Here is a 25,409-nt window from a genome sequence, read left to right on the forward strand (position 1 = left end):
GTGGTGTGAGCGGGGCCGGAGCCGCCGCCAGCGCGACCGGCGTGGACCCGAAGAGCGTGGAACGCTGGGTCAACCTCGGGCGCACCCCACGCCGGGCAACTGCCCTCAAGGCGGCCGAGACGCTGGGCGAGGACGTTCACGCCTTGTGGCCGGCGCTCCGGCAAGCACGGGCGGCGCGGGCCGTCAGTCCGGAACTGGTGGCTCTGTACGACCAGCGGGCAGACCTTCCCGTATCCGTGTTAGTGGATCTCCTCACGGCAGCGCGCGAGTGCATCGACGTCCTGGTCTACGCGGCGGTGTTCCTGCACGAGGCGTATCCCCGATTGAACGATCTCCTGCAAGAGCGTGCTGCCGACGGGTGCGCGGTACGCATCGCAGTCGGTGACGCGGACGGCGAGAACGTCCAGCAGCGAGGGCAGGAGGAGAAGTTCGGGCACGGCATCGAATCCCGCTGTCGCCTCGCTCTCTTGCACTACCGGCCGGTGGCGAGCGTGCCGGGCATCGAGCTTCGGACACACGGCACGACGCTCTACAACACCTTGTACCGGGCTGATGATCAGGTGTTGGTCAATGCCCACGTCTGGGGTGTGAACGCGTACGGTGCGCCAGTGTGGCACCTTCGCCGCCACGACTCCGGCGGCATGTTCGACACCTACGCGGACAGCTTCAACGCCGTGTGGGAGACAGCACGCCCTGTGGAGGCATGACCCGATGGCCCGGACCGAGTACTACGACGATCCTCACGCGCTCGAGCCGAACAGCATGGTCGTGGCCGCCTCGGCGGTGGTCACCGACAGCGAAGGCCGCATCCTGCTGCAACGGCGCACGGACAACGACCTGTGGGCGCTGCCCGGCGGAGGGATGGACCTGGGCGACTCGCTGCCCGGCACGGCCGTCCGTGAGGTGAAGGAGGAGACCGGGCTCGATGTGGAGATCACGGGACTGGTCGGCACCTACACGGACCCCCGGCACGTCATCGAGTACAGCGACGGCGAGGTCAGGCGCCAGTTCAACGTCTGCTTCACCGCCCGCGTCACGGGCGGTGAGCTGTCGTTGTCCGACGAGAGCACGGAACTGCGGTTCGTGGCGCCGGCCGATTTCGACGCGCTGCCCATGCACCACACCCAGCGCCTGCGCGTGCGCCACTTCCTGGAGCGCCGTTCCGTGCCGTACCTCGGGTGAGGGGGTGGCCGGTTCCGGGGGCTACTTCAGGCGTTCCGCTACGCGGGTGCGCATCGCGGACATCGTGAAGCCTCTGGGGTCGACCTTGCCCGGCTGCCATTCGAGGTGGCCGATGACCGAGCGGGCCGTCCAGCCGTGGAAGCGGCAGACGGCCGCCGCCGTGCGGGCGATCGCGTCGAGCTGGGCCGCCGGCCACGGGTCCTCCCCGTCGCCGAGGTTCTCGCACTCGAAGCCGTAGAAGTGGCGGTTGCCGTCGGTGTTCGCGTCGTGGTCCGGGGGGAGCCGCTTCTCGGCGATCACCGCCGCCAGCACGTCGGAGTCGCCGGAGCCCGCGTGGTTGGCGCGACCGTAGCCGACCAGGTGGACCCGGCCGTCCTTGGCGATGACGCCGTGGCAGAGCGGGCCGGGGAGGTCGGAGCGGCCGTCGCGGCAGAGCGCCACGGTCCGCGCGGTGCCGCGGGTGACGGTGTGGTGGATCATCACGCCGTGCACCGGGCCCCAGGGGCCCTTGTGGTTGCGGTGGTGGGTGCGCCAGGCGCCGACCTCGACGACGGTCAGGCCCTCGGCGCGCAGGGAGGTGAGGAATCGGTCCGCGGACATGGGTGCGGCCATGGCCGCCTCCTTCGTTGCGGTGCGCGGCCGGGCACCCCGTGTGTCCGACCCGTTACGCTCCGGTTTAGTGGAGGCAGGCCTTCCGCGGCTAGTGCGTTCGTACGGTGTGCGATCCGATCCGGACAGGTCCGGATCGGATCAGGCGCACCATGCGTCACGCGGAGGCGAGCCACAGGTCGGGGCCGAAGACCTCGTAGTGGATGTCCGCGGCCGCGACGCCCTTGGCGATCAGCTGCTCGCGCGCCGACCGCATGAAGGGCAGCGGGCCGCAGAGGTAGGCCCGGGTGCCGGGCGCGACCGGAACGTCGCCGAGGTCCAGGCGGCCCTCGCCGTCGCCCGGCCCGGCCGACTCCTCGTACCAGAAGCGGGCCGAGGCGTCGGCGAGCTTGTGGGTCAGCGCCCGGTGGTCGTCGCGCAGCGGGTGGTCGGCCGGGCTGCGGTCGGCGTGCAGGACGGTGACGGGGGCGGCGTGCCCGGTGTCGGCGAGGTGCTCCAGCATCGAGAGCATCGGGGTGCAGCCGATGCCGGCGGAGGCGAGCAGGAGCGGGGCGGCGGAGTCGTGGAGGACCAGGTCGCCGTACGGGGCGGACACGCGCAGGGAGTCGCCGGCGCGGACGCGGGCGTGCAGGTGGTTGGAGACCTCGCCGTCGGGTCCGCCGGCGGCCGGGCCGTGGACCCGCTTGACGGTGATCGCGCGGGTCGGGGCGCCGGGGGCGGTGGTCAGGCTGTACTGGCGGATCTGGCGCGCGCCGTCCGGGAGTTCGACCTGCACGGAGACGTACTGCCCGGGCAGGTGCGCGGGCGCAGGGGCGCCGTCCGCGGGGGCGATGCGGAAGGTGGCGCAGTCGGCGGTCTCCTCGGTCCGGCCGGTCACGGTCCACTCCCGCCAGACGTCGCCGGCGGCCACCTGCCGGCCGGCGTACAGCCGCTCCTCGATGGCGGCGAGGGCGTTCGCCATCAGCCAGTACACCTCGTCCCAGGCCTCGGCGACCTCGGGGGTGACGGCGTCCCCGAGGACCTCGGCGATCGCCGCGAAGAGGTGCTCGTGGACGACCGGGTACTGCGCGCGGGTCACGCCCAGGGAGGTGTGCTTGTGGGCGATGCGGTTCAGCATCACGTCGGGGCGCTGGTCCGGATGGGCGACGAGGTGCGTCGCGAATGCGGCGATCGACCCCGCGAGGGCCTGCTTCTGGAGGCCGGCGGCCTGGTTGCCGCGGTTGAAGAGGTCGCGCAGGAGTTCCGGGTGGGCCGCGAACAGCTTCGCGTAGAAGAGCTCCGTGATGTCGCCGATCGCCGCCCCGACGGCGGGCAGGGTGGCGCGTACGGTCGCGGTGGACTTCTCGGACAGCATGGGCGTGACTCCTCGGTTAATTGGTATATAAGATGCGTATTTTCAGATGCAGACAGGCGCAAGAGGTTCGGGGTCACGTGTTTATTAGGGCATACGTTCGGCCGCTCGGGTCGGTGCGGTACGGGATGATCCGTCCCCGGTGGAAACCGGCCACCGGCCCCCGGGGTCAGGGCCCACCCGGCCGGGAGCCGGAACCTCCCGAGATCCCCAGCAGGACCGGGCCGGTCGGGGCTGCCACCAGCTCGTTCACCGTCAGGGGGTCCAGCGAGGCGAAGAACGCCTCCTGGGCCCTGCGCAGCGCGCCGCGCAGGATGCAGGCCCCCCGCAGCGGGCACGGGGTGCTCCCCTCACACTCCACGACGTCGCCGGCGCCCTCCAGTTCGCGCACCAGCCCCCCCACCGACGCCGAGCGGCCGGCGGCGGTCAGGGCGAGCCCGCCGCCGCGGCCGCGACGCGCCTCGACCAGGCCGAGGTGCTGCAGCCTGGCGACCACCTTGGCGGTGTGGGTGTACGGGACCTCCATGGTCGCCGCCACCTCCCGGGTCGTCGGGAGGTCCGCCTCCTCGACGGCGAGGCGCATAAGGACGCGCAGTGCCAGATCGGTGAACCGGGTCAGCCTCATGGGATCAACGTAGATAAGTTGCATGTGATCTGCAAATTAAACCGCGTCGGACAGTGGTGATGGCCGAAACCGGTGGGTGGTGCCGGAGGTCGTGAAGAAGTTGAACCCCAGACAATGCCCCGCACTCGTATGGAGTAGTCCCACCCTTTTGTGTAATGGTCCCACCACGTTCCGTACTGGAAGGCTGCATCCCGCAGATCCATGGAGTGATCGAAAGGGAAATACATGTCGGTCCAGGCAGGTTCCGAATCCGAGACCCAGGCACCGCAGCGCAGTCTGGGGACGTCGGCCGCGCGGAACTTGGCAACCACGACCAAGTCCGCGCCGCAGATGCAGGAGATCACCTCGCGGTGGCTCCTGAAGATGCTGCCGTGGGTGTCGGTGCAGGGCGGCACCTACCGTGTGAACCGCCGCCTGAGCTACTCGGTCGGTGACGGACGTGTCGAGTTCATCAAGACGGGGACCCAGGTCCAGGTCATTCCGGCCGAGCTCGGCGAGCTCCCGCTGCTGCGCGAGTACGAGGACCTCGACGTGCTGGGCGAGCTCGCCCAGCGCTGCCGGCAGGTCGACTTCGAGGCCGGCCAGGAGCTGACCTCCTTCGGCAACGCCTCCGACCGGGTGTTCCTGCTCGCCCACGGCCGCATCGACCAGGTCGGCCCGGGCCCCTACGGCGAGGACGCCGTCCTGCGGACCGTCGCCGACGGCGCCTACTTCGGCGAGGACTCCCTCGTCGACGAGGAGGCCATCTGGGAGTACACCGCCCGCGCCGCCACCTCCGGCACCGCGCTCGTCCTGTCCCGGCAGGACTTCCAGCTGCTCGCCGACCGGGTCGACTCGCTGCGCGCGCACATCGACGACGTACGGACCCAGCCCGAGCAGCGGACCAACAAGTACGGCGAGGCCGCCATCGACCTCTCGGCCGGCCACCAGGGCGAGGCCGTCCTCCCCGGTACGTTCGTGGACTACGACGCCCACCCGCGCGAGTACGAACTCTCCATCGCCCAAACGGTTCTGCGGGTCCACACGCGGGTCGCCGACCTGTACAACCAGCCGATGAACCAGACCGAGCAGCAGTTGCGGCTCACGGTCGAGGCGCTGCGCGAGCGCCAGGAGCACGAGATGCTCAACAACCGCGACTTCGGCCTGCTCCACAACGCCGACTACGACCAGCGCATCCAGCCGCACGACGGCGCCCCCGGCCCCGACGACATGGACCAGCTGCTCAGCATGCGGCGCGGCTCCAAGTTCTTCCTCGCGCACCCCAAGGCCATCGCCGCCTTCGGCCGCGAGTGCAACCGGCGCGGCCTGTACCCGGAGTCGGTGGACATCGGCGGCAGCCGGGTGCCGTCCTGGCGCGGAGTGCCGATCTTCCCGAGTAACAAGATCCCGATCAGCGACGCCCGCACGACCTCCATCCTGTGCATGCGCACGGGCGAGGACGAGCAGGGCGTGATCGGCCTGCACCAGCCGGGCATCCCGGACGAGATCGAGCCGAGCACGTCGGTCCGCTTCATGGGGATCAGTGAGCAGGCGATCATCTCGTACCTGGTCACCGCGTACTTCTCCGCCGCGGTGCTTGTCCCGGACGCGCTCGGCGTGCTGGAGAACGTCGAGATCGGCCGCTGGCGCTGAGCGCGGTGAACACCGTCGCGACCGGCGAGGGCCAAGAGGCCGCGGTCCTGCTGGAACGGACGAGAGAAGCGGTCAACCCGGAACTGCGCCGGACGATCCAGAGCCTGCCCGGTTCGATGCGGCGCGTGGCGATGTACCACTTCGGCTGGGAGCACGCGGACGGCACCCCGGCCGCGGGCAACGCCGGCAAGGCCATCCGGCCCGCGCTGGTGCTGGCCTCCGCCCAGGCCATGCAGGGCCCGGGCGGGCCGGTGGACGACGCCGTACGGGCGGCGGCCGCCGTGGAGCTGGCGCACAACTTCACGCTGCTGCACGACGACGTCATCGACAGGGACGCCCGGCGCCGCGGCCGGGCCACCGCCTGGACCGTCTTCGGGACACCGGACGCGATCATCACCGGCGACGCCATGATGGCGCTCGCGCTGCGGCTGCTCGCCGAGGACCCGCACCCGGCCTCGGCGGCGGCCTCGGCCCGGCTCGCGGCTTGCGTGATCGAGCTGTGCGCCGGCCAGCAGTCGGACTGCGCGTTCGAGCAGCGGCCGCACGTCTCGCTCGACGAGTGCCTGACCATGGCCACGGCCAAGACCGGCGCGCTACTGGGCTGCGCGTGCGCGCTGGGCGCGCTGTACGCGGGAGCCGGGCCGGACGAGGTCGACGCGATGGACGCCTTCGGCCGGGAGGCCGGGCTGGCCTTCCAGCTGATCGACGACCTGATCGGCATCTGGGGGGACCCGGGGCACACCGGCAAGCCCGCCGGGGCCGACCTGATCGCCCGCAAGAAGTCCCTCCCGGTCGTGGCCGCCCTCACCTCGGGCACCACGGCGGGGGAGGAGCTGGCCGCCCTGTACGCGGGTCCCATGACCGGGGACGACGTGCACCGGGCGGCCGATGCGGTCGACCGCGCGGGCGGCCGCGACTGGGCGCAGGCCCACGCCGCCGACCGGATGGGCCGGGCGGTGCAGCAGCTGTCCCGGGCCGTTCCGGACCTGGGGGCGGCCGGCGGGCTGCTGGCGCTGGCGGAGTTCGTCACGCGCCGTACGCGGTGACCCCGTAGGGAGCGGCTTCGGGGGGAGGCCTGTTCCGGCACCGGATGGTGCCGGAACAGGCCTGTCCGCATGTGGGGGCCAACTCTAGGATCGCCCAAGGTTGTTGATGCTCGGGCGAAGGGTGTGACCAGTGGTACTGGAGATACGTCAAGCGGAGCAGTCGGACCGGGACGCGGTGGCGCGCCTCCTCGACGAGGCCTTCCGTACCGACCCGGTGAGCAGCTGGGTCTTCCCCGACCCGGAGCACCGGGCCGCGGTGCACGGGAAGTTCCTGGGCGTCTTCGTCGACGTGGCGCTGGCCGAGGGCCGGATCGACTGCGCGGCGGACGGCTCCGCCGCCGCGCTCTGGCTGCGGATCCCGGCGGGCGAGCCGGAGGGGGAGGACGAGGTCCCGGCGAAGATGCGGGCGGTGGCCGATCCCGACAACGAGCGCTGTGAGCTGGTGGGCCGGCTCACGGGCGCGGTGCACCCGACGTCCGAGGAGCACGAGTACCTGCTGATGATCGCCGTCGCCCCGGGCCGCCAGGGCGAGGGGCTGGGCCGCGAGCTGATCCGCCCGGTGCTTGAGCGCTGCGACCGCGAGGGCGTGCCGGCGTACCTGGAGGCGAGCAGCGAGCGCAGCATGCGGTTGTACGAACGCCTGGGCTGGGAGCTGACCGGCGAACCGGTACGGCTGCCCGACGGGCCCCTGATGTGGCCGATGTGGCGCAAGCCGCGGGGGTGAGCGGCGGCGGTGGGTGGGGATCGTGAACGGAGGCCGTGAGCGGGAGCCGTGAACGGGAGCCGTGGCCGGGAGCCGTGAACGGGGCGCGGCGCAAAAGGGCTTGGTTAACCACTGCAAGTGAAGTAGTTTGCCTGGCGTGCCCCGGTGCGGTGGCACCGTCCGACGGAAGAGACCCGCTTGCGCAAGCTCACGTACTTCATCGCCACGACGGTCGACGGCTTCATCGGCGCCCCCGACGGCGACGGCGATTTCCTCTACGCCTTCCTGGACCCGGAGTTCATCGGCCACCTGGTGACCGAGTACCCGGAGACGATCTCCTCCCGGGGCCGGGCGCAGCTCGGGATCGAGGACCTCGCCCCCAAGCGCTTCGACACGGTCCTCATGGGCCGCAACACCTACGAGCCGGGCCTGAAGGCGGGCATGGCCAGCCCCTACGGCCACCTGCGCGAGCAGTACGTCGTCTCGCGCTCCCTGACCGTCCCGCCCGATCCGGCGGTCCGGCTGATCAGCGGGGACGTGGCCGGCGCGGTCCGCGGGCTCAAGGCGCGGGACGGGCTCGGCATCTGGCTGTGCGGCGGCGCCGACCTCGCGGCGCAGCTGGCCGACGAGATCGACGAGTACGTCGTCAAGACCTACCCCGTCGTCGCGGGGACCGGCATGCCGATGTCCCGCGCGGGCTTCGGCGTGCGCCCGCTTGAGCTGACCGGCTGCACCGTCCTGGGCGGCGGCCAGGTCGTCACCTCGTACGACGTCAAGCGCTGACTTCCGCCGGACGCGCGGGTCGCCCCGCGGGCCGGGCACGAGCAGCAGACGTGCCCTGCCCGCGGGGAGGCCGTGGAGCGGCCCGGCGGCCGGCGGACCGGCCGGCCGGGCCGGTGGGGCCGGTGGGGCCGGTGGGGCTAGCCCTTCGTGTCGAGGCCCGAGGCGACCAGGCCGTTCGCCCACAGCTGGTTCACGCGGGCGCGCTCGGTCGCGTTCGGGGTGGCGTTCTGGCACGACGTGCCCGGGCCGCCGCCCGACATCAGCTCGCTGCACGGGCCCGAGTAGCGGTCCGGCAGGCCCAGCACGTGCCCGGTCTCGTGCGACGTCACGCGGGTGGAGTTGTACTGCTGGTTCTGCCGGTAGTCCAGGAAGATGTAACCGCGGCCGTGGCCGTCCGTGCTCGCGTACGAGCCGCGGGAGTCGTTGCCCTCGCGGTAGGAGAAGTTCCCGCCCGAGGACACCTCCTGGAGCTTCACGTTCGTCACCGAGCTGTTCCAGATCCGGGTGGAACTGGCTATCTGGGTACGGAAGCTGGGCGCGCTGCGGGTGTTGTAGGTGACGGTCACGGCGAGGGCGCCGGGGTTCGCGGCGCGCTGTTCGGTGACCGAGCGCTGCACGGCCTCGAAGAACGCCTTGGTGGCGGCCTGGTTCTCCTGGGAACGCTCGTACGCGGCGAAGGTGGCGGAGTTGCCGACGGGGGCGGGCGCGGCGGCTGCGGGGGCGACGCCGCCGAGGGCGGCGGCGAGGCCGAGGCCGATGCCGGCGGACAGCACGGCCTTACGGGAGTGGCGCATGTGGGGGAGCTCCTACTCGTCCGGTGGTGCGGTGGGGGGTGGGTCGTTCGGTACCGGAGTCTGGGGGAGCGGACGGGGCCGGGGGATGATGTCACTCCCCGATAGCCCGGCCCTATCGGGGAGTTTTCGGTTGCCCAACAGGAGTGAGAATGGCGGGATTCGGGGGGCTATCGGCTGCTGGTGCGCTCGACCCGGCCCGGCCTACTCTCGGGGCATGGAGCTTGAGGTCAGGCACCTGCGCGCGCTGTGTGCCATCGCCGACGCCGGAAGCCTGCACAAGGCCGCCCGGCAGCTCGGCGTGAGCCAGCCCTCCCTGACGACCCAGCTGCGCCGGATCGAACGGGCCCTGGACGGCGAGCTGTTCCTGCGCGAGCGGACCGGGTGCCGGCCCACGCCGTTCGGGCGCACCGTCCTGGGCCGGGCGCGGCCGCTGCTGGCCGAGATGGCCGCCCTGGTGGCGGAGGCGCACGCACTGGCCCACGGGCCGAGGCTGCGGATCGGCTCCACGGCCAGCCGGGCCCTGCCGGGATGGCTGCGGCGGCTGCACCGGAGGCTCCCGGACACGGAGACCTCGCTGGTGGTGGACGTCTCGGCCAACGCCCTGCTGCGGATGGCCGGTTCGGGGCAGCTCGACGTGGCGTTCGTGCACGAGGTCGAGGGCAGCCCGCTGCGGGTGCCGCCAGGGCTGGAGGTGCACGTGCTGATGGAGCGGGAGCCGCAGTTCGTGTCGATGTCGCGGGACCATCCGGCCGCGGGGCAGTCGGTGGTGTCCTTACGGGACCTGGCCGCAGACCGCTGGACGGTCGATCCGTCGGTCGACGGGGAGTGGGACGGGCTGCGCCGCGTCTTCGCCGGGGCGGGGCTCGATCCGCCGGTGCTGCACGCCGACTACCACACGGCCACCTCGCTCATCGTGTCCGGCGAGGCGGTGGCCCCCTGCCAGCCGACCTCCGGGCCGCGCGACGACATGGCGATCCGTCCGCTGTGCGGGGACCCCCTCGCCGTAAGGCTGTTACTGGCCACCCGGCCGGGGGCGCACGCCGAGGTCTACGCGGACCTCCGCGCCGCCTACCGCGAGGCGGCCATGCGGACGCCGCCGTACCGGGCGTGGCTGCGGCACCACGCGAGCCCGCTGCTGGAGGTGGCGTAACGATTCACCGCGGGGCGTGCGGGGCGTGCGGGGCGCCCGAGCAGGCCTGACGCGGCCGGGGCGCCGCCCGGGGCCCGCGCCCCCGGGACGGCCCGACGTGTCTCAGCCGCGCCGGGCCGCCCGGGCGCGGTCGTACGCCAGGGCCAGCGCGCCGTGCGCCGCCAGGACGGCGCCGGCGGTCAGCCAGCCCGGGCTGCGGTGCCGGGCACCCCAGAGCAGCAGCGGGGCGCCCGCCGCGAGTTGCGCCGTGCCCAGCAGGCGGGCCTTCGGGCCGAGGAGCCAGGGCCCCAGCGGCCCCTCCTCCACCACGTCGAGTTCCGCCCGCACCGCGTCCCGCCAGCCGGACCACTCCACCGTCTCGGCGCCCGGCGCGTGCCGGGCCGCCTCCCGGAGCCGGTCGGCCGGTTCGCCCGGGGAGAGCCCCGCGGGCAGGGCCAGTCCGGCGCGGGACAGCAGGGCGATCAGTCCGAGCAGCCGGGAGTTCCCGTCGGCCGCGGCGTCCGGCCGGGTCAGGCGCTCCAGATCCTCCAGGTCGAGTACGGGGTCCAGCCCCAGCCGCGCCGCCAGGGTCCGCATCGCGCCGGGCTCGCCGACCGGGCCGCCGTCGGCGTCCCACGCGTGGACCACCGGCCGGCGGAACCCGCTCGCCAGGGAGAAGCCGGTCCGGCCGTCCTCCCACCACAGGCTCAGCACGGGCCAGCCGACGCCCACCGCGACCGCCGTGCCCCAGCCGGCGAGCACCTCCGCCACGCCCTCCTCGCCGTCCAGCCACGGTTTGCCCTCGGGGACGAAGGCGCTCCACCCGCCCGCCGGGGCCAGCAGCAGGCGTACGCGCAACAGGTGCGCCGCGTGGCGGGCGGCGAGGGGTTCGGCGCGGCAGAGCAGGAGGCCGCCGGCGGTGCTCTGGGGGATCGGCATGCCCACACGCTAAGGCAAACCACCCCATACCGATGATTCGGACCACGCGCTTGACTTCCCCCGACCGCGATATATCGTGTTCTGGAGAAGACGCGATATGTTGCGTGCGTCGAGACCCGTGTCCGTGAACGCACGAGGAGGATCAGCACCATGGCAGAGCAGGCGTCACCGTCGACGTGGCACATCGCCGAACCGCAGAAGCTCACCTTCGAGGAGCCGGTCACCGAGCTCCGCGTCCGCCTCGTGGGCGGCACGGTCAACGTCGTCGCCGCAGAAGAGGGCCCGGCCCGCCTGGAGGCGTCCGCGATCGACGGGCCCCCGCTGTACGTGGTCCAGGAGGGCGGCGTCCTCACCGTCTCCTACGAGGACCTGCCCTGGAACGGCTCCCAGGGGTTCAAGGCGTGGTTCGAGGCCAAGCCGTGGAAGGCGTGGTCCGGCTCCTCCTCCGCGGGCCGCAAGGCCTGGGAGCGCAGCGCCTCCGTCACCCTCACCGTCCCCGCCGCCACGCGCGTCCATGTCGGCGCGGTCGGCGCCACCACCTTCGTCTCCGGCATCTCCGGCGGCACCGACGTCAACGGGGTCTCCGGTGACGCCACCTTGGTCGGGCTCTCCGGCCGGGTCAAGACGCACACGGTCTCCGGCAGCGTCGAGGCCCAGTCCGTCACCGGCGACCTCGGCTTCCACTCGGTGTCCGGCGGCCTGACGGTCGTCGACGGCGCGGGCGGCTCCGTACGGGCCGACTCGGTCAGCGGGGACATGCTCATCGACCTGGACCTCGACCCGGCCGCAGCCCGCCCGGTGGACATCGCCCTGAACTCCGTCTCCGGCCAGGTCGCCATCCGCCTCCCGCACCCCGCCGACGCCCGCGTGGAGGCCAACACCGCCACCGGCGGCGTCTCCAACGCCTTCGAGGACCTGCGGGTCTCCGGCCAGCTGGGCGCCAAGCGGATCACCGGCACCCTCGGCTCCGGCACCGGCACCCTGCGGGCCACCACCGTCTCGGGCGGGATCGCGCTGCTCCGGCGCCCGCAGGCCGACGCCGACGCCCCCCTCACGCTCGACAAGAAGGTGCTCTGACATGCCACCCGTCTTCGCCCACGGCCGCCTCCGCCTCTACCTCCTCAAGCTGCTGGACGAGGCCCCGCGCCACGGCTACGAGGTGATCCGCCTGCTGGAGGAGCGCTTCGAGGGCCTGTACGCGCCCTCCGCGGGCACCGTCTACCCGCGGCTGGCCAAGCTGGAGGCCGAGGGACTGGTCACGCACGCCACCGAGGGCGGGCGCAAGGTGTACTCCATCACCGAGGCGGGCCGCGCCGAACTGGCCGACCGCAGCGGCGAGCTGGCCGACCTGGAGCTGGAGATCCGCGACTCGGTCACCGAACTGGCCGCCGAGATCCGCGACGACGTCCGGGGCGCCGCGGGCGACCTGCGGCGCGAGATGCGGGCCGCGGCCTCCGCGTCGGCGACGCAGGTCCAGGACGAGTCCTGGCAGGCGGCCAAGGAGGAACTGCGCAAGGCGCGGCAGGACTGGAAGGAGCAGGCCCGCCGGGCGAAGGACGAGAGCCGCCGGGCCCGCGAGGAGGCCCAGCAGGCCCGCCGCCAGGCGAAGGAGGCCCAGGACCGGGCCCGCGAGGAGGTCCAGCGCATCGCGGGCCAGCTGCAGGACCAGCTCGCCAAGTCGGGCGGGGTGCTGGGGAGCCTGGCCGGAGCCTGGCTCGGCGGCAGCGGCGGTTCCCCGGCCGGACCGGGCGGCCCGTCCGGCCCGTCGGCCGGGTCCGAGCGGTCCTCCGGGGCCGCGGCGACAGCCGCGCCCCCGGCCGACGGCACCGACTGGGCCGGGGACCTGGGGCCCACGGCCGACCCGGCGCGCGACCTGGACCGGCTGCTGGACCGGTTCCGCGACGAGGTGCGGGACGCGGCCCGCGACCACGGTGTGACCCCGGCCCGGCTGGCCGAGGCCCGCGCCCACCTGGCGGCGGCGGCCTCCCGCCTCACCGGGGCGCTGAGCACGCCGTAGGCGTCGGCGTACGGCACCCGGCGGGACGGTCGTCCGGGAGGCCGCCGGCTCAGGCCGCGAGGCCCGATTCGGCCGTGCCGTACGAGACTCCGTGGTCCGCCAGGACCTCGGAGACCGTGCCCGGGCGGGAGAGCAGGGCCAGCAGCAGGTGCAGGGTGCCGATGTGCCGGTCGCGGCGGCCCACGGCGATGCGCAGGGACTGCTCCAGCACCTTCTTCGCGCCCTCGGTGAGGCGGGCGGAGCCGCCCAGCACGCGCCGGCGGGGTGCCGGGGCGGCCAGGGCGCCCTCGCCGTGCGCCTCCTCGACGCGGGCGACGATCTCGGTGACGTCGATGCCGAGCCCGGCGAGGGCCTCCTCGTCGGCCCGCGACATGCCGCCCCGGCGCCGGGCCGCCGCGAGGTCCGCCGCCACGGAGGCGCGGTCCACACCCAGCGGGTCCAGGGCGCCGAGGGCCAGGAGCGAGAGGAGCAGGTGCTCCTCGGTCATCGTGGCGGCCCCGGCCCGCCGGGCCTCGTCCATGGCCCCCGTCACGGCGGAGCGGGCGTCCCGGGTGAAGCGTTCGAACATCAGACCCTCCCATGTTTCTTGTGCACGGCCTGCCGGCTGACGCCGAGCTCGGCCGCGATCTCCTGCCAGGACCAGCCCTGAGCGCGGGCACTGCGTACCTGTACGGCCTCCAGCTGCTCCAGCAGCCTGCGGAGGGCGGCCACGGCACGCAGGCCCACGCGGGGGTCGCGGTCACCGGCCCGTTCGGCGAGATCGGTAGCTTCCGTCATGGCTGTCAATCTAGGTTGACGCGGGAGGCGTTGTCAACCTCTATTGACGACGGTGCCGGACGGTCCGTCAGTGGCGGCGCGCTCAGGGAGTGAGGACGACCTTCCCGAAGAGGTCGCCCGACTGGAGCTTCTCGAAGCCCTCCCGGGCCCGGTCCAGCGGCAGGACCTCGTCGATGACCGGCCGCAGGCCCGTCGTGGCGCAGAACGACAGCAGGTCCTCCAGCTCGTCCTTGGTGCCCATGGTCGAGCCGACCACCTTCAGCTCCAGGAAGAAGATCCGGGTCAGCTCGGCGTGCGCCGGACGGTCGCCGCTCGTGGCGCCGGAGATGACCAGCGTGCCGCCCGGGCGCAGGGACTTCACCGAGTGGGACCAGGTGGCCGCGCCCACCGTCTCGATCACCGCGTCGACCCGCTGCGGCAGCCGCGCGCCCGGCTCGTACGCCTCCAGGGCGCCCAGCTCCACGGCCCGCTTGCGCTTGGCCTCGTCCCGGCTGGTGGCGAAGACGCGCAGGCCGGCGGCCTTGCCGAGGGCGATCGCGGCGGTCGCGACCCCGCCGCCGGCGCCCTGCACCAGCACGGAGTCGCCGGGCCGGACCCCGGCGTTGGTGAACAGCATCCGGTACGCCGTCAGCCAGGCGGTCGGCAGGCAGGCGGCCTCCTCGAAGGACAGCCCGGCGGGCTTGCGCAGGACGTTCCAGGCGGGGACGGTCACCTGCTCCGCGAAGGTGCCCTGGTAGCGCTCGGTCAGGATGGAGCGGGGCTCGTCGGGGCCGACCCCGTGGCCGCTCTGGCCGATCACGGAGTGCAGGACGACCTCGTTGCCGTCCTCGTCGGTCCCGGCGGCGTCGCAGCCGAGGATCATCGGCAGTTTGTCCTCGCCGAGGCCGACCCCGCGCAGCGACCACAGGTCGTGGTGGTTGAGGGAGGCGGCCCGGACGTTGACGGTCACCCAGCCGGGGCGGGCCACGGGGGCCGGGCGGTCGCCCAGCACGAGGCCGTTCAGCGGCTGGTCTCGGTCGATTCTGGCGGCGTAGGCAGCGAACATGCCGCGACGCTACCGCTCGGTAGGTGCGGGTTCCAGCCCCTTCGGCCCCCCGGAAGTGAGGTCTTCGCCGCACCGCCGGCGCGCGGCCATGCCACCCGGACCCCGCGGCCGCGCCGCCCGGACGCGCGGAGGCCCGGCCGGATCGCTCCGGCCGGGCCTCCGCGCGTACTGCGGGGTGTGACGGTCAGGCCAGGCGGGCCACGCCGTCGGCCTTCGCCGCCGCGGCGACCGCGGCCGAGACGGCCTCGGCGACGCGCTCGTCGAACGGCGAGGGGATCACGTAGTCGGCGGCGAGCTCGTCGCCCACGACGCCGGCGATGGCGTCGGCGGCGGCGATCTTCATGCCCTCGGTGATCCGGGTGGCCCGGACCTTGAGGGCGCCCGCGAAAATGCCCGGGAACGCCAGCACGTTGTTGATCTGGTTCGGGAAGTCCGAACGCCCGGTCGCCACGACGGCCGCGTACTTGTGCGCGACGTCGGGGTGCACCTCCGGGTTGGGGTTGGCCATGGCGAAGACGAAGCAGTCCTTCGCCATCGTCGCGACCGCGGACTCGGGAACCGTGCCGCCGGAGACGCCGATGAAGACGTCCGCGCCCGCGAGGGCGTTCTCCAGGGAACCGGTCTGCCCGGTCTTGTTGGTCAGGCCCGCGATCTCCGCCTTGACGTCCGTCAGGTCGGAGCGGTCCGCGGACACGACGCCCTTGCGGTCGGTGACGCAGACGTCGCCGATGCCCGCGTCCACGAGGATCTTGGCGATGGCGATGCCCGCCGCGCCCGAGCCCGAGATCACCGCACGCAGGTCGCCGAGGGTGCGACCCGTGAGCTTCGCGGCGTTGCGCAGCGCGGCCAGCGAGACGATGGCCGTGCCGTGCTGGTCGTCGTGGAAGATCGGGATGTCCAGGGCTTCCTGGAGCCTGCGCTCGATCTCGAAGCAGCGGGGGGCGGAGATGTCCTCCAGGTTCACCCCGCCGAAGGACGGGGCGAGACGGATGACCGTCTCGATGATCTCGTCCGTGTCCTTGGTGGCGAGCGCGATCGGAACCGCGTCCACGCCGCCGAACTGCTTGAAGAGAATGGCCTTGCCCTCCATGACGGGGAGGGAGGCCTCGGGGCCGATGTCACCGAGGCCGAGCACGGCCGTGCCGTCGGTGACGACGGCGACCACGTTCGACTTCCAGGTGTACTCGTTCACCAGCTCCGGCTGCTCGGCGATGGCGCTGCACACCTTCGCCACGCCGGGGGTGTACGCGAGGGACAGGTCGTCCTTGTCGTGGACGGGCACCGTGGCCACGATGGCCATCTTGCCGCCCCGGTGCAGTGCGAACACCGCATCGGGGTTGTTGTCCGTCGCACTGTCACTGCGAGGGTTGACGATCTCCGCTGCCACTTTGTGTGACCCCTTAAGTCCTTTGAATCGTTGAGGGTGGCCACTCCTGGTTAAGGGGTGGGCGGGCACCGCGTCCGTGCTCCGCATCGACGGTTGGCCCGTCTCCGCGGAGGGGAGGTTCGTACGCGCGGGCGCGCCGCACGCGCGCCCTGAGCCCCGGATGAGGGGTGTAAGGATCTGTTCTACCGGAAGAACACTCGCCCAGACGAGTCGATTCCAGCTCGACCACAAGCCTCTTGTCCTAGTTTTGGTGAAAAGTCCAAGAGGCTGAGCCCGGCAGGTGAGACGGACCGCAAATAGTCCGCCAAACAGGGGATGCGGCGGCGCATCGTGCGGCCCAGGGGGGTCCTGCCCGCAGTCCTGTTCGGTGTCGGGGGTCGCCCGTTATGCGATTTTGACCTGATGGGCAGCCTGAATGCGCCAGTCCGAATGGCAAGATGCCGTAATCACACAAGGTCGCGACACTCGATGGTGCGTGCCCTACCGTTTTCGGATGCTTTTCCACCTGCCGGAGGAACCAGCTCATGACCGCTAGCACCACTCGTCGTACGACCGCCGCCCGGTCCCGGATCGCGGCGGTCGGCGCCATCGCGGTTGCCGGCGCCCTGATCCTCACCGGGTGTGGTGACCAGACGGACAAGGGCTCCACCGCGACCCCGTCGGGCAAGGAGAACAGCGCCCCGCTGTTCTCCAAGCTGCCGAAGAAGATCCAGGACGCGGGTGTGATCAAGGTCGGCACGGACGCCACCTACGCACCGATGGAGTTCACCGAGGGCGGCAAGATCGTCGGTGTCGACCCCGACATCGCCGCGGCCCTCGGCAAGCAGCTCGGTGTGAAGTTCGAGTTCACCTCCGGCACCTTCGACACCCTCCTCGGCGGCCTGCCGACCGGTCGCAGCGACATGGTCATGTCCTCCCTGACCGACACCAAGGCCCGCCAGGAGGGCCTCGACGACAAGGGCGCCAAGACCGGTACCGGCGTCGACTTCGTCGACTACTTCTCCGCCTCGACCGGCATCCTGGTCAAGAAGGGCAACCCGGAGGGCATCAAGACCCTCGACGACCTCTGTGGCAAGAAGGTCGCCGTCCAGCGCGGCACGACCTACGAGCAGTCCGCCAAGGACCAGTCCGAGAAGTGCAAGACGGCCGGCAAGGGCGAGATCTCCCTCGAGTCCTTCCCGACCGACGCCGAGGCCCAGACCCGCGTGAAGGCCGGCGGCGCCGTCGCCGACCTGAACGACTCCCCGGTCGCCGCGTACATCGCGCAGACCGCGGGCGGCGGCAACGACTTCGAGGCCATCGCCAACCCGGGTGACGCGGGCCTCTTCGGCATCGCCGTCGACAAGAAGAACACCGAGCTGCGCGACGCGCTCAAGGCCGCGCTCGACGCGACCATCAAGGACGGCACGTACAAGGCCGCCCTGGACAAGTGGAACGCGGGCTCCGGCGCCGTGACCGAGGCCAAGATCAACGCAGGTCAGTGATTCCCGCGCGACACCGCAGCACTCTGAAGGGCAGTCACTGTGACTGACAAGCTCGACAAGGTCCCCGGGCCGGCGGCAACCCCGCCGGCCGGGGGCCTCCCCCCCGAGGCCATCCGCGCCATCCCGGTCCGCCACTACGGCCGCTGGGTCAGCGGGATCGTCGTCATCGGCCTGGTCGTGGCCCTCGCGTTCGCCTTCTCGCAGGGCAACGTCCGCTGGCAGACCATCCCGGACAAGCTGTTCGACAGCAGCATCATCAGCGGCATGCTGAGCACGGTCTGGATCAGCGTCTGCTCGATGCTCCTGGGCCTGGTCCTCGGCGTGCTCTTCGCCGTGATGCGGCTCTCGAAGAACCCGGTGACCAGCACCATCGCCTGGTTCTACATCTGGTTCTTCCGGGGGACCCCGGTCTACGTACAGCTCCTCATCTGGTTCAACCTCGCCCTGATCTTCCCGCTCCTGAACCTCGGGTTCTACAAGGACGAGATGACCCAGGTCATGACGCCGTTCCTGGCGGCGCTGCTGGGTCTGGGCCTCAACGAGGGCGCCTACATGGCGGAGATCGTCCGGGCCGGCATCCAGTCCGTCGACGAGGGCCAGAGCGAGGCGTCCCACGCCCTCGGCATGACCCAGACGAAGACGATGCGCCGGATCGTGCTGCCGCAGGCGATGCGCGTGATCGTCCCGCCGACGGGCAACGAGTTCATCAACATGCTCAAGACGTCGTCGCTGGTGGTCGCGGTCCAGTACGCCGACCTGCTGCGCGCCGCGCAGGACATCGCCGCCACCTCCTTCGCGGTGATGGAGATGTTCATCGTCGCGTCGATCTGGTACCTGGCCCTGACCAGCGTCTTCAGCGTCGGCCAGTACTACCTGGAGCGCCGCTACGCCCGCGGCTCGCTGCGATCCCTGCCGCCCACCCCGCTGCAGAAGATCAAGGCGAATCTCTCCCGCTTCTCGAACCGCAAGGCGGTGGCCTGATGACGACCCCCATGGTGAAGGCCGAGGGCGTCCACAAGTCCTACGGCGCCGCGCACATCCTCAAGGGCATCGACCTGGAGGTCGCGCCGCGTGAGGTGTTCTGCCTGGTCGGCCCGTCCGGCTCCGGCAAGTCCACCTTCCTGCGGTGCATCAACCACCTGGAGCAGATCAACGCCGGACGGCTCTCCGTCGACGGCCGGCTCGTCGGCTACCGCCAGAAGGGCGACAAGCTGTACGAGCTCAAGGACAGCGAGGTCGCGGCGCAGCGCAAGGACATCGGCATGGTGTTCCAGCGCTTCAACCTCTTCCCGCACATGACGGCCATAGAGAACGTCATGGAAGCCCCCGTCATGGTCAAGCGCGAGAGCAAGGCCGTCGCCCGGGCGCGCGCCGTCAAGCTGCTCGACCGGGTCGGCCTCGGCGACAAGGGCGGGAACTACCCCGCCCAGCTCTCCGGCGGCCAGCAGCAGCGCGTGGCGATCGCCCGCGCGCTGGCCATGGAGCCGAAGCTGATGCTCTTCGACGAGCCCACGTCGGCGCTCGACCCGGAGCTGGTGGGTGACGTCCTCGACGTCATGCGCGGTCTGGCCGAGGACGGCATGACCATGATCGTGGTCACGCACGAGATGGGCTTCGCCCGCGAGGTCGGCGACAACCTCGTCTTCATGGACGGCGGCGTGGTCGTCGAGTCGGGCCACCCGCGCGACGTGCTGGGCAACCCCCAGCACGACCGCACGAAGGCGTTCCTGTCCAAGGTGCTGTAGGTCGCACCGGCGGGCGGGCGAGGGGCGGTACGGGATTCCCGTACCGCCCCTCTCTCATGCCGCGGCGGGCGGCGGGCGGCGGACGCGCGCCGGGAGCCGGGCCTCAGGCCCGGCTCCCGGCGGGTCACCGCAGGCCCAGGACCAGTGCGTCCGAGGGGGAGCGCCAGACCGTGCGGGCCTCGGCGAAACCGGCGTCGAGGAGGGTGCGGGCGTGCCAGGCCTCGGTCGGGGTGTCGCCGTCGGCGTGCTCCCCGTAGAGCGCGAACCGCTCCTTCACCGGCTCGGCCAGCTCCGGGTCCGCGGCCGCCAGGGCCCACCACTCGCGCCAGTCGGGCACCCCGGACGAGGCCCGTACCCGGTCCATCCCGGCGTGCCGGTGGGCCTGCTCGGCGGCGTCGATGCGCGGGGTGGCCGGGTCGGGCATGTGGTCGGCGTTCATGAACACCCCGCCCGGGCGGACCAGGGACGCCAGCTGCCCGTACAGGACGGCGAGGTCACGGCTGGGCAGCCAGTGCAGGGCCGTCGCCGTCAGGACCGCGTCGTACGTCTCGTGCGGCAGGGCCGCGCGCCAGTGGGGGTCCTTGAGGTCGGCGGTGACGAAGGAGACCCGCGCGTCCCCCGCGAAGTGGCCGCGGGCGATCGCCAGCAGCGCCGGATCGAGGTCGACACCCGTACTGGTGGCTTCCGGGAACCGCTTGAGGAGCCGGTCCGTGATACTTCCCGTACCGCACGCGAGGTCCAGCACCCGGGGAGCCGGCCCCACGACCGCTTCGACCATGTCCAGCATCACCCGGAACCGCTCCTCGCGGTCGGGCATGTACCACTCCTGCTGCCGGTCCCAGCTGTCCTGCCAGGCCTGCCAGTCGGTGCCGCTCTTCGTCGTTCCAGCCATCACGAACCCCTCCGTACGTAATACCCTCGTATCCGTCTCAGCTGTTACCGAGACGATAATCCGCAGCCGTAAGGACTACAAGTGGAACTGGCCCATTACTCGGACTACGCCGTGCGCCTGGTCAACACCGAGGAGCCGGCCCGCAACAAGGACGCGCTCACCTCGGTGGACGCCGTCCGCGCCCTGTTCGGCCCCAGCGTGCAGATGGCGCGCCGCGTCACCGACACCGACGTCACCCGCTTCCGCAACGTCCGCGGCCGGCTGCGCTCCGTCTTCGAGGCCGCCGACGGCGGCGACCACGTGCTCGCCGTCGACCTGCTGAACTCGCTGCTCATGGAGTTCCCGGTCAGCCCGCAGGTCTCGGGCCACGAGACCCTCGGCGACGACGGCGCACCCGACTGGCACATCCACCTCGCCGAGCACCCCTCGAACGCCTCCGCGGGCTACGCGGCCATGGCCTCCATGGGCCTGGCGTTCCACCTCACCGAGCACGGCCCCGACCGCCTAGGGCTGTGTCAGGCGCCGCCCTGCCGCAACGCCTACCTCGACACCTCCACCAACCGCTCCCGGCGCTACTGCTCCGACCGGTGCGCCACCCGCGCCAACGTCGCCGCCTACCGCGCCCGCAAGCGGCTGGAGGCCGAGGCGTCCGCCCACAGCGGGCGCACCGCCGAGAGCGCCCAGGAGAGCCGCGCCCTCAGCGAGCACTGATCCTCCCGGCGCGGCCGCACGCGCAGCAGCGCCGTCGCCAGCACCAGCTCGCCGGGGACCGGACCGAAGACGGTGCTGTCGCCGGGCGCCTCGTTGAACGGGTTGTCGCCGAGCACCCACCAGCCGCCGCCCGGCCGGCGCTCGACCACCCGCTTGATCACGAGCAGGTCCTGCTGGAACGGGTGGCGCAGCACCACCACGTGCCCCGGACGGACGGCCGCCTCGTACCGGACCACGACCTGGTCGCCGTGGGCCAGGGTGGGGGCCATCGACGGCCCCGACACGTCCACCAGACCGAACCGCTTCAGCGGGCTCCGGCTCTCCACCATGGGCGACCTCCTCGTCATCTCCGCATGCTGCCGTACGGGCCCGTACATTCGCTCACCGGTCCGGCCGCGACCCTGGACTTTTGTCCTAAGCCCATGGGGGCAGCCGCGAAATACCGATCCCCAGCGAGTAACCTCCCCCTTGAGAAGACGATCACGAGGAGGACACACCCCATGCTTTCCCGCCTCTTCGCCCCCAAGGCGAAGGCCTCCGCCCACTGCGACCTGCCGTGCGGCGTGTACGACCCTGCCCAGGCCCGCATCGAGGCCGAGTCCGTCAAGGCCGTGCAGGAGAAGTACCAGGCCAACGACGACGCCGACTTCCGCGCGCGCGCCATCACCATCAAGGAGCAGCGCGCCGAGCTCGCCAAGCACCACGTCTCGGTGCTGTGGAGCGACTACTTCAAGCCGCCGCACTTCGAGAAGTACCCGCAGCTGCACGGCCTGGTCAACGACACCCTGAAGGCCCTCTCGGCCGCCAAGGCGTCGAACGACCCGGCCACCGGCCAGAAGGCGCTCGACCTCATCGCCGAGATCGACCGCATCTTCTGGGAGACCAAGGCCGCCTGACCCGGCGCCCGGTCCCCCTGGTCGCGCGGCCCCACCGGCCGCCCGCGACAACGAGAACGGCCCGGCTGCTCCAGGCAGCCGGGCCGTTCTCGTGCGCCGGGTGACGGGTGGCCCCGTACGCGGACCCACCCGCGCGGGATCCGCCCCCGCGTGCGCCCGCTCACTCGTCGGGGTCGTCCTCGTCGTCGTCCAGCCGGGCCAGCCACGTGGCCAGGCGTTCCACCGGGACCTCGAAGTCCGGGTTCAGGTCGACGAAGGTCCGCAGCTGCTCGGCGAGCCACTCGAAGGTGACCTCCTCCTCGCCGCGCCGCTTCTCCAGCTCCTCGATGCCGCGATCGGTGAAGTACACAGTCTGGCTCCGTGCCGTGATGGGGGTGTTTCCCGCCAGGATAATCCGCGTTGCGGCGAGACCTCCCGCCGTATCGGCCCCCGGCGCTAGCCTGGACGTCTCAGGACGTCTCACGAGACGGGGGCGCGGATGACCGACGGGCGCACGGCCGGCTCCGCGCGCGCCTTCGAGCTCCTCGAACCCCTTGTGCAGGCGGCGACCGTACGCGTCCACGCCCCGCCGGGCGGGTATGAACCCCCCGGCAGTCCGTCCGGACCCACCTGGGGGAGCGGGTTCTTCATCGCCCCCGGCTGGGTCCTGACGTGCGCGCACGTGGTCGGCGAGGGGGGTGCTGCGGTGCGTCTGACGGGGCGCGAGGTCGGCATCACCTTCTCCTCCGGCGGCTCCGCCCGCCCCGGAGCGGCGACCGGGACCGTCGCCGGGCGCGTGGAGTGCGTCCTGCCCGAGCGGCTCGACGAGCGCCGGCCCGGCCGGCGCGCCCTCTGGGACCTTCCCGACCTGGCGCTGATCCGGGTCCTGGCCCCCGTCTCGCACGCCTGCGTCTGGCTGACCGACCGCTCCCGGCCCCGCTTCGACGAGGTCGCGTACTTCGGCTGCACCGAGGACCTCGGCACCCCCGAGATCACCGGCCGCACCACCCGGCTGCGCGGCACCGCGGGCAACGGCGCCGCCATCCGGCTCGGCGACGACGACGAGATCGAGCCCGGCATGTCCGGCGGCCCCGTCGTGGACCTCGGCCGCGGCGAGGTCGTCGGCGTCGTCAAGGCCAGACGGCACACGGGCGGCGGCGGGCTGGCCGTGTCCGTCGTCCAGCTGCGCACCCTGCCGATGCCCCCGCGGGGCCAGATCGGGCTCTACCGGCGCGTCATGCAGGCCCACGACCTCCACCACTACGACCAGCACGTCAGCGACCTCGACACCCGCCGGACCTGGACCGACGTCCACGACGAGCTGCCCGCCCCCGACGGCGGCGGCCCGCAGGGACGCGGCCGGCTCACCCCCGGCGAGCGCACCACCCTGTGCGGGCTCCTCGCCGAACTGCCCCCGCCCGGCTCCTCCGAGGTCGTACGGGCGCTGGCCGAAGCGGCGCGCGGCGAGGAACCGGACCCGCAGCCGCCCGCCCCCCTGAGCTGGCGCGACGGGCTGGGCCTGCTCCACGACCCGCCGGGCGGAGCCGGGGAGGCCGCCGCGATGCTGCGGTACGCGACGGACGTGAGCGTGGCCGACTACCGCGAGCCGCCCGCGCCCGGCGCGGACGAGGAACTGTGGGACTGGGTGCGGGCCACGGCCGAACGGCTGTGGCGACCGCTGCGCCGGGAGCTCGGCGAGCGCCACGAGCGCGGGCTGGCCGAGCGGGAGCAGCGCCGGCGGACCCGCGCCGAGCGCGGCACCCACGGCCCCGCCCGGCGGTCCGGCGGCGTGCCCACCGGGGCGTCGGTGCTGCTGGAGGCCTGGGCGCACGGCTGGGAGGACGTCTACGACTGGCGGGTGTCGGTGCTCGCCGGCCCGGCGCACCCCGGCCGGCTGACCCCGGTGGACTCGGGCGTACGGGCCACCCTGGCGGGCCTGCCGGAAGCGCTGCGGGCCCCGCTCGCCGAGGCCTTCCGGCGCTGCGACACCCACGAGGCGGCGGCCCTGCTAGAAGTGGCCGTCGAACCGGCCCTGTTCGGCCTCGCGGTGGACGAGTGGACGCTGGTGGGCGGCGCCCCGCTGGGGGTGCAGCGGCCGGTGGTGCTGCGTCACCCCGGCGGCCCCGCGCCCGCGCCCGGGCGCGCCGCCGACCGGTGGGCGCGGGTGCAGCCGGGCCCGCTGCTGGACGAGCGCATCGACTGCGCGCGGGGGCGCCCGCGCGCGGCCGATCCGGACCGGCTCGCGGCGCAGCCGGACAACACGGTGGCCGTGCACTGCCGGGCGGCCGCGGAGGAGCCCACGCTGGGCTCGCTGCACGCCGTACGGGAGTCCGGGTACGGGGTGGTGGCGGGCCGGCGGCCCCCTCCGGAGCCGGCGGTCTCCTGTGCGCCGTTCCACCGCGGGCTGCGGGAGGAACTGGCCGTGGCGGGCGGGGCGCAGGCCCTGCCGTTGCGCTTGCAGGCGCTGCGGGGGCGCGCGTACGGGGCGGACCCGGACGCGTACTGGGCGGCGGGAGCCGTCCTCGTATGGGACGACCCGGCACGCGCCCTGCCCGAGGACGAGCCGCTCCAGGGGGACCTGTGACCGGCAGGAGGGAGCAGCTGCCATGAACGACGAGTGGCTCATCTACCGCGGCGTCGGGGAACCCCACGACGGGATCGACGCCCTGCCCGACCCGCCGCCCTGGCGGGACTTCGACGGCGGGCCGACCGCCGCGCCCGGCGGGCCCGCGGCGGCGGCCGACGGGAACGTGGCCCGGCGGCTCGGCGCGCACCGGCAGGCCGCCGAGCTGCACCGGCCCGAGCCGGAGGAACTGGAGGCGATCAACGCCGCGCTCTACCTGAGGCGGCCGCTGCTCGTCACCGGCTTCCCGGGAACGGGGAAGTCCACCCTCGCGCACGCCGTGGCACACGAGTTGAAGCTGGGACGGGTGCTGCGCTGGCCGGTGGTCTCGCGGACCGTGCTCCAGGACGGGCTGTACCGGTACGACGCGATCGCCCGGCTCCAGGACGTGCAGCTGGCGGCGGGCGGCCGGCCGGGCGGCGGGCCGGGCGGCGGGGGCGCCGGCGGCGGGGACGGCCGTGGGGCGGGCGCCGGGGTGCCCGGCATCGGGAGGTACATCCGGCTCGGGCCCCTCGGAACGGCGCTGCTGCCCACCGAACGGCCACGGGTGCTGCTGATCGACGAGCTCGACAAGAGCGACATCGACCTGCCCAACGACCTGCTGAACGTGCTGGAGGAGGGGGAGTTCGCGCTCCCCGAGCTGGAACGGGTGGCCGACACCGAACCCGAGGTGCGGGTGCTCACCGACGACGGCGCCAAGGCGGTGGTCCGCGACGGGCGGGTCCGCTGTCGGGCCTTCCCCTTCATCATCCTGACCAGCAACGGTGAACGGGACTTCCCCGCCGCCCTGTTGCGGCGCTGCATCCAGCTCAAGCTGGGGCAGCCGGGGGAGAAGCGGCTCGCCACGATGGTCCGCGCGCACCTCGGCGAGGAGGCGGCCCGGCTCGGGGCGGACCTGATCCGGGAGTTCCTCACCCGCTCCCAGTCGGAGCTGGTCGCCGCCGACCAGTTGCTCAACGCGATCTACCTGACCCACCACGCCGCCCCGCCGACGCGCGAGGACCTGGCCGACCTGCTGATCCAGCGTCTCGACCGCCCGAGGTGACGGGCCGTGTTCCCC

General features: G+C 72.7%; 28 protein-coding genes. 16 read left to right on the top strand and 12 right to left on the bottom strand.

Features of this window, described 5'->3' with window-relative positions; genetic code table 11:
- The first annotated feature begins 5 nt into the window (after positions 1-5).
- Both ACFWTC_RS15285 and ACFWTC_RS15290 read left to right on the top strand, forming a co-directional pair.
- Entirely contained in the window at positions 6-707 is a 702-nt protein-coding gene (locus ACFWTC_RS15285; protein WP_384026891.1) for an XRE family transcriptional regulator, read from the top strand.
- A 4-nt stretch (positions 708-711) separates the two neighbouring features.
- Positions 712-1,182, top strand: coding sequence for an NUDIX domain-containing protein (locus ACFWTC_RS15290; protein WP_384026888.1), 471 nt, complete (start codon positions 712-714; stop codon positions 1,180-1,182).
- Between the two features lie 21 nt (positions 1,183-1,203).
- On the opposite strand, the gene ACFWTC_RS15295 is transcribed toward ACFWTC_RS15290, so the two are convergent.
- From ACFWTC_RS15295 to ACFWTC_RS15305, 3 genes are all read right to left on the bottom strand, one after another.
- Positions 1,204-1,794: an N-acetylmuramoyl-L-alanine amidase gene (locus ACFWTC_RS15295; RefSeq protein WP_383930081.1), complete on the bottom strand. Its 591-nt coding sequence runs from the start codon at positions 1,792-1,794 to the stop codon at positions 1,204-1,206.
- Positions 1,795-1,948: 154 nt separating this feature from the next.
- A complete protein-coding gene (locus ACFWTC_RS15300) occupies positions 1,949-3,145 on the bottom strand; it encodes a globin domain-containing protein (protein WP_383930078.1) in 1,197 nt (398 codons plus the stop codon).
- A gap of 166 nt (positions 3,146-3,311) precedes the next feature.
- Positions 3,312-3,767, bottom strand: coding sequence for an RrF2 family transcriptional regulator (locus tag ACFWTC_RS15305; protein ID WP_383930075.1), 456 nt, complete (start codon positions 3,765-3,767; stop codon positions 3,312-3,314).
- A 225-nt stretch (positions 3,768-3,992) separates the two neighbouring features.
- Between ACFWTC_RS15305 and ACFWTC_RS15310 the strand changes: the two genes are divergently transcribed.
- From ACFWTC_RS15310 to ACFWTC_RS15325, 4 genes are all read left to right on the top strand, one after another.
- Positions 3,993-5,399, top strand: a complete 1,407-nt coding sequence (locus tag ACFWTC_RS15310; protein ID WP_384026885.1) for a family 2B encapsulin nanocompartment shell protein — start codon at positions 3,993-3,995, stop codon at positions 5,397-5,399.
- Positions 5,400-5,404: 5 nt separating this feature from the next.
- The gene (locus ACFWTC_RS15315; RefSeq protein ID WP_384026882.1) at positions 5,405-6,445 is read left to right on the top strand and encodes a family 2 encapsulin nanocompartment cargo protein polyprenyl transferase; all 1,041 of its coding nucleotides are present in this window, start codon (positions 5,405-5,407) and stop codon (positions 6,443-6,445) included.
- A 130-nt stretch (positions 6,446-6,575) separates the two neighbouring features.
- A complete protein-coding gene (locus ACFWTC_RS15320; protein WP_383930069.1) occupies positions 6,576-7,169 on the top strand; it encodes a GNAT family N-acetyltransferase in 594 nt (197 codons plus the stop codon).
- Positions 7,170-7,346: 177 nt separating this feature from the next.
- The gene (locus ACFWTC_RS15325; protein ID WP_383930066.1) at positions 7,347-7,931 is read left to right on the top strand and encodes a dihydrofolate reductase family protein; all 585 of its coding nucleotides are present in this window, start codon (positions 7,347-7,349) and stop codon (positions 7,929-7,931) included.
- Between the two features lie 137 nt (positions 7,932-8,068).
- On the opposite strand, the gene snpA is transcribed toward ACFWTC_RS15325, so the two are convergent.
- Complete coding sequence (gene snpA / locus ACFWTC_RS15330; protein WP_383930063.1) at positions 8,069-8,725, bottom strand: snapalysin; 657 nt, start codon at positions 8,723-8,725, stop codon at positions 8,069-8,071.
- 214 nt (positions 8,726-8,939) lie between these two features.
- On the opposite strand from snpA, the gene ACFWTC_RS15335 reads away from it, so the two are divergent.
- Complete coding sequence (locus ACFWTC_RS15335) at positions 8,940-9,875, top strand: LysR family transcriptional regulator (RefSeq protein ID WP_383930061.1); 936 nt, start codon at positions 8,940-8,942, stop codon at positions 9,873-9,875.
- A 102-nt stretch (positions 9,876-9,977) separates the two neighbouring features.
- Here ACFWTC_RS15335 and ACFWTC_RS15340 read toward each other — a convergent pair whose 3' ends face one another.
- The gene (locus tag ACFWTC_RS15340) at positions 9,978-10,793 is read right to left on the bottom strand and encodes a hypothetical protein (protein WP_383930058.1); all 816 of its coding nucleotides are present in this window, start codon (positions 10,791-10,793) and stop codon (positions 9,978-9,980) included.
- Between the two features lie 150 nt (positions 10,794-10,943).
- On the opposite strand from ACFWTC_RS15340, the gene ACFWTC_RS15345 reads away from it, so the two are divergent.
- Both ACFWTC_RS15345 and ACFWTC_RS15350 read left to right on the top strand, forming a co-directional pair.
- Positions 10,944-11,870 carry a DUF4097 domain-containing protein gene (locus tag ACFWTC_RS15345; RefSeq protein WP_383930055.1) on the top strand — a complete coding sequence of 309 codons (927 nt, stop codon included), beginning with the start codon at positions 10,944-10,946 and terminating at the stop codon, positions 11,868-11,870.
- A gap of 1 nt (position 11,871) precedes the next feature.
- Positions 11,872-12,810: a helix-turn-helix transcriptional regulator gene (locus ACFWTC_RS15350; RefSeq protein WP_383930052.1), complete on the top strand. Its 939-nt coding sequence runs from the start codon at positions 11,872-11,874 to the stop codon at positions 12,808-12,810.
- Positions 12,811-12,859: 49 nt separating this feature from the next.
- Here ACFWTC_RS15350 and ACFWTC_RS15355 read toward each other — a convergent pair whose 3' ends face one another.
- The 4 genes from ACFWTC_RS15355 to ACFWTC_RS15370 all read right to left on the bottom strand — a co-directional run bounded on the left by ACFWTC_RS15355 (position 12,860) and on the right by ACFWTC_RS15370 (position 16,019).
- A complete protein-coding gene (locus tag ACFWTC_RS15355; protein ID WP_383930049.1) occupies positions 12,860-13,378 on the bottom strand; it encodes a Clp protease N-terminal domain-containing protein in 519 nt (172 codons plus the stop codon).
- A complete protein-coding gene (locus tag ACFWTC_RS15360; protein ID WP_008741547.1) occupies positions 13,378-13,587 on the bottom strand; it encodes a helix-turn-helix domain-containing protein in 210 nt (69 codons plus the stop codon). Before ACFWTC_RS15360 ends, ACFWTC_RS15355 begins: the two co-directional genes overlap by 1 nt.
- A gap of 82 nt (positions 13,588-13,669) precedes the next feature.
- Positions 13,670-14,632: a zinc-binding dehydrogenase gene (locus tag ACFWTC_RS15365; protein WP_383930047.1), complete on the bottom strand. Its 963-nt coding sequence runs from the start codon at positions 14,630-14,632 to the stop codon at positions 13,670-13,672.
- Positions 14,633-14,816: 184 nt separating this feature from the next.
- A complete protein-coding gene (locus tag ACFWTC_RS15370) occupies positions 14,817-16,019 on the bottom strand; it encodes an NADP-dependent malic enzyme (protein ID WP_383917525.1) in 1,203 nt (400 codons plus the stop codon).
- Positions 16,020-16,543: 524 nt separating this feature from the next.
- On the opposite strand from ACFWTC_RS15370, the gene ACFWTC_RS15375 reads away from it, so the two are divergent.
- From ACFWTC_RS15375 to ACFWTC_RS15385, 3 genes are read left to right on the top strand one after another with little or no spacing between them, the layout of a single operon-like run.
- Complete coding sequence (locus ACFWTC_RS15375; RefSeq protein ID WP_383917522.1) at positions 16,544-17,503, top strand: ABC transporter substrate-binding protein; 960 nt, start codon at positions 16,544-16,546, stop codon at positions 17,501-17,503.
- Between the two features lie 39 nt (positions 17,504-17,542).
- A complete protein-coding gene (locus ACFWTC_RS15380; protein WP_383911097.1) occupies positions 17,543-18,484 on the top strand; it encodes an amino acid ABC transporter permease in 942 nt (313 codons plus the stop codon).
- Complete coding sequence (locus ACFWTC_RS15385; RefSeq protein ID WP_269289373.1) at positions 18,484-19,248, top strand: amino acid ABC transporter ATP-binding protein; 765 nt, start codon at positions 18,484-18,486, stop codon at positions 19,246-19,248. The genes ACFWTC_RS15380 and ACFWTC_RS15385 overlap by 1 nt, the downstream gene beginning before the upstream one ends.
- A 124-nt stretch (positions 19,249-19,372) precedes the next feature.
- Here the strand turns inward: ACFWTC_RS15385 and ACFWTC_RS15390 are convergent, their stop codons facing one another.
- Positions 19,373-20,140, bottom strand: coding sequence for a methyltransferase domain-containing protein (locus ACFWTC_RS15390; RefSeq protein WP_384026879.1), 768 nt, complete (start codon positions 20,138-20,140; stop codon positions 19,373-19,375).
- Positions 20,141-20,221: 81 nt separating this feature from the next.
- Between ACFWTC_RS15390 and ACFWTC_RS15395 the strand changes: the two genes are divergently transcribed.
- Positions 20,222-20,851, top strand: a complete 630-nt coding sequence (locus ACFWTC_RS15395) for a CGNR zinc finger domain-containing protein (RefSeq protein WP_383917516.1) — start codon at positions 20,222-20,224, stop codon at positions 20,849-20,851.
- Here the strand turns inward: ACFWTC_RS15395 and sodX are convergent.
- Positions 20,755-21,180 (bottom strand): nickel-type superoxide dismutase maturation protease, encoded by a 426-nt coding sequence (gene sodX / locus ACFWTC_RS15400; protein WP_383917513.1) that lies wholly within the window; start codon positions 21,178-21,180, stop codon positions 20,755-20,757. The genes ACFWTC_RS15395 and sodX overlap by 97 nt on opposite strands.
- A 171-nt stretch (positions 21,181-21,351) precedes the next feature.
- Here sodX and sodN point away from each other — a divergent pair, with 171 nt between their 5' ends.
- Positions 21,352-21,747: a superoxide dismutase, Ni gene (gene sodN / locus ACFWTC_RS15405; RefSeq protein WP_267717888.1), complete on the top strand. Its 396-nt coding sequence runs from the start codon at positions 21,352-21,354 to the stop codon at positions 21,745-21,747.
- A 160-nt stretch (positions 21,748-21,907) separates the two neighbouring features.
- On the opposite strand, the gene ACFWTC_RS15410 is transcribed toward sodN, so the two are convergent.
- On the bottom strand, positions 21,908-22,096 hold the full coding sequence (locus ACFWTC_RS15410) for a DUF6104 family protein (protein WP_383917510.1): 189 nt from the start codon (positions 22,094-22,096) through the stop codon (positions 21,908-21,910).
- Positions 22,097-22,225: 129 nt separating this feature from the next.
- On the opposite strand from ACFWTC_RS15410, the gene ACFWTC_RS15415 reads away from it, so the two are divergent.
- Positions 22,226-24,310 (top strand): trypsin-like peptidase domain-containing protein, encoded by a 2,085-nt coding sequence (locus ACFWTC_RS15415; RefSeq protein ID WP_384026876.1) that lies wholly within the window; start codon positions 22,226-22,228, stop codon positions 24,308-24,310.
- A 22-nt stretch (positions 24,311-24,332) separates the two neighbouring features.
- On the top strand, positions 24,333-25,394 hold the full coding sequence (locus ACFWTC_RS15420; protein ID WP_384026873.1) for an AAA family ATPase: 1,062 nt from the start codon (positions 24,333-24,335) through the stop codon (positions 25,392-25,394).
- Positions 25,395-25,409 lie beyond the last annotated feature (15 nt).

Source organism: Streptomyces sp. NPDC058619 (assembly GCF_042717785.1).
Lineage (GTDB): Bacteria > Actinomycetota > Actinomycetes > Streptomycetales > Streptomycetaceae > Streptomyces.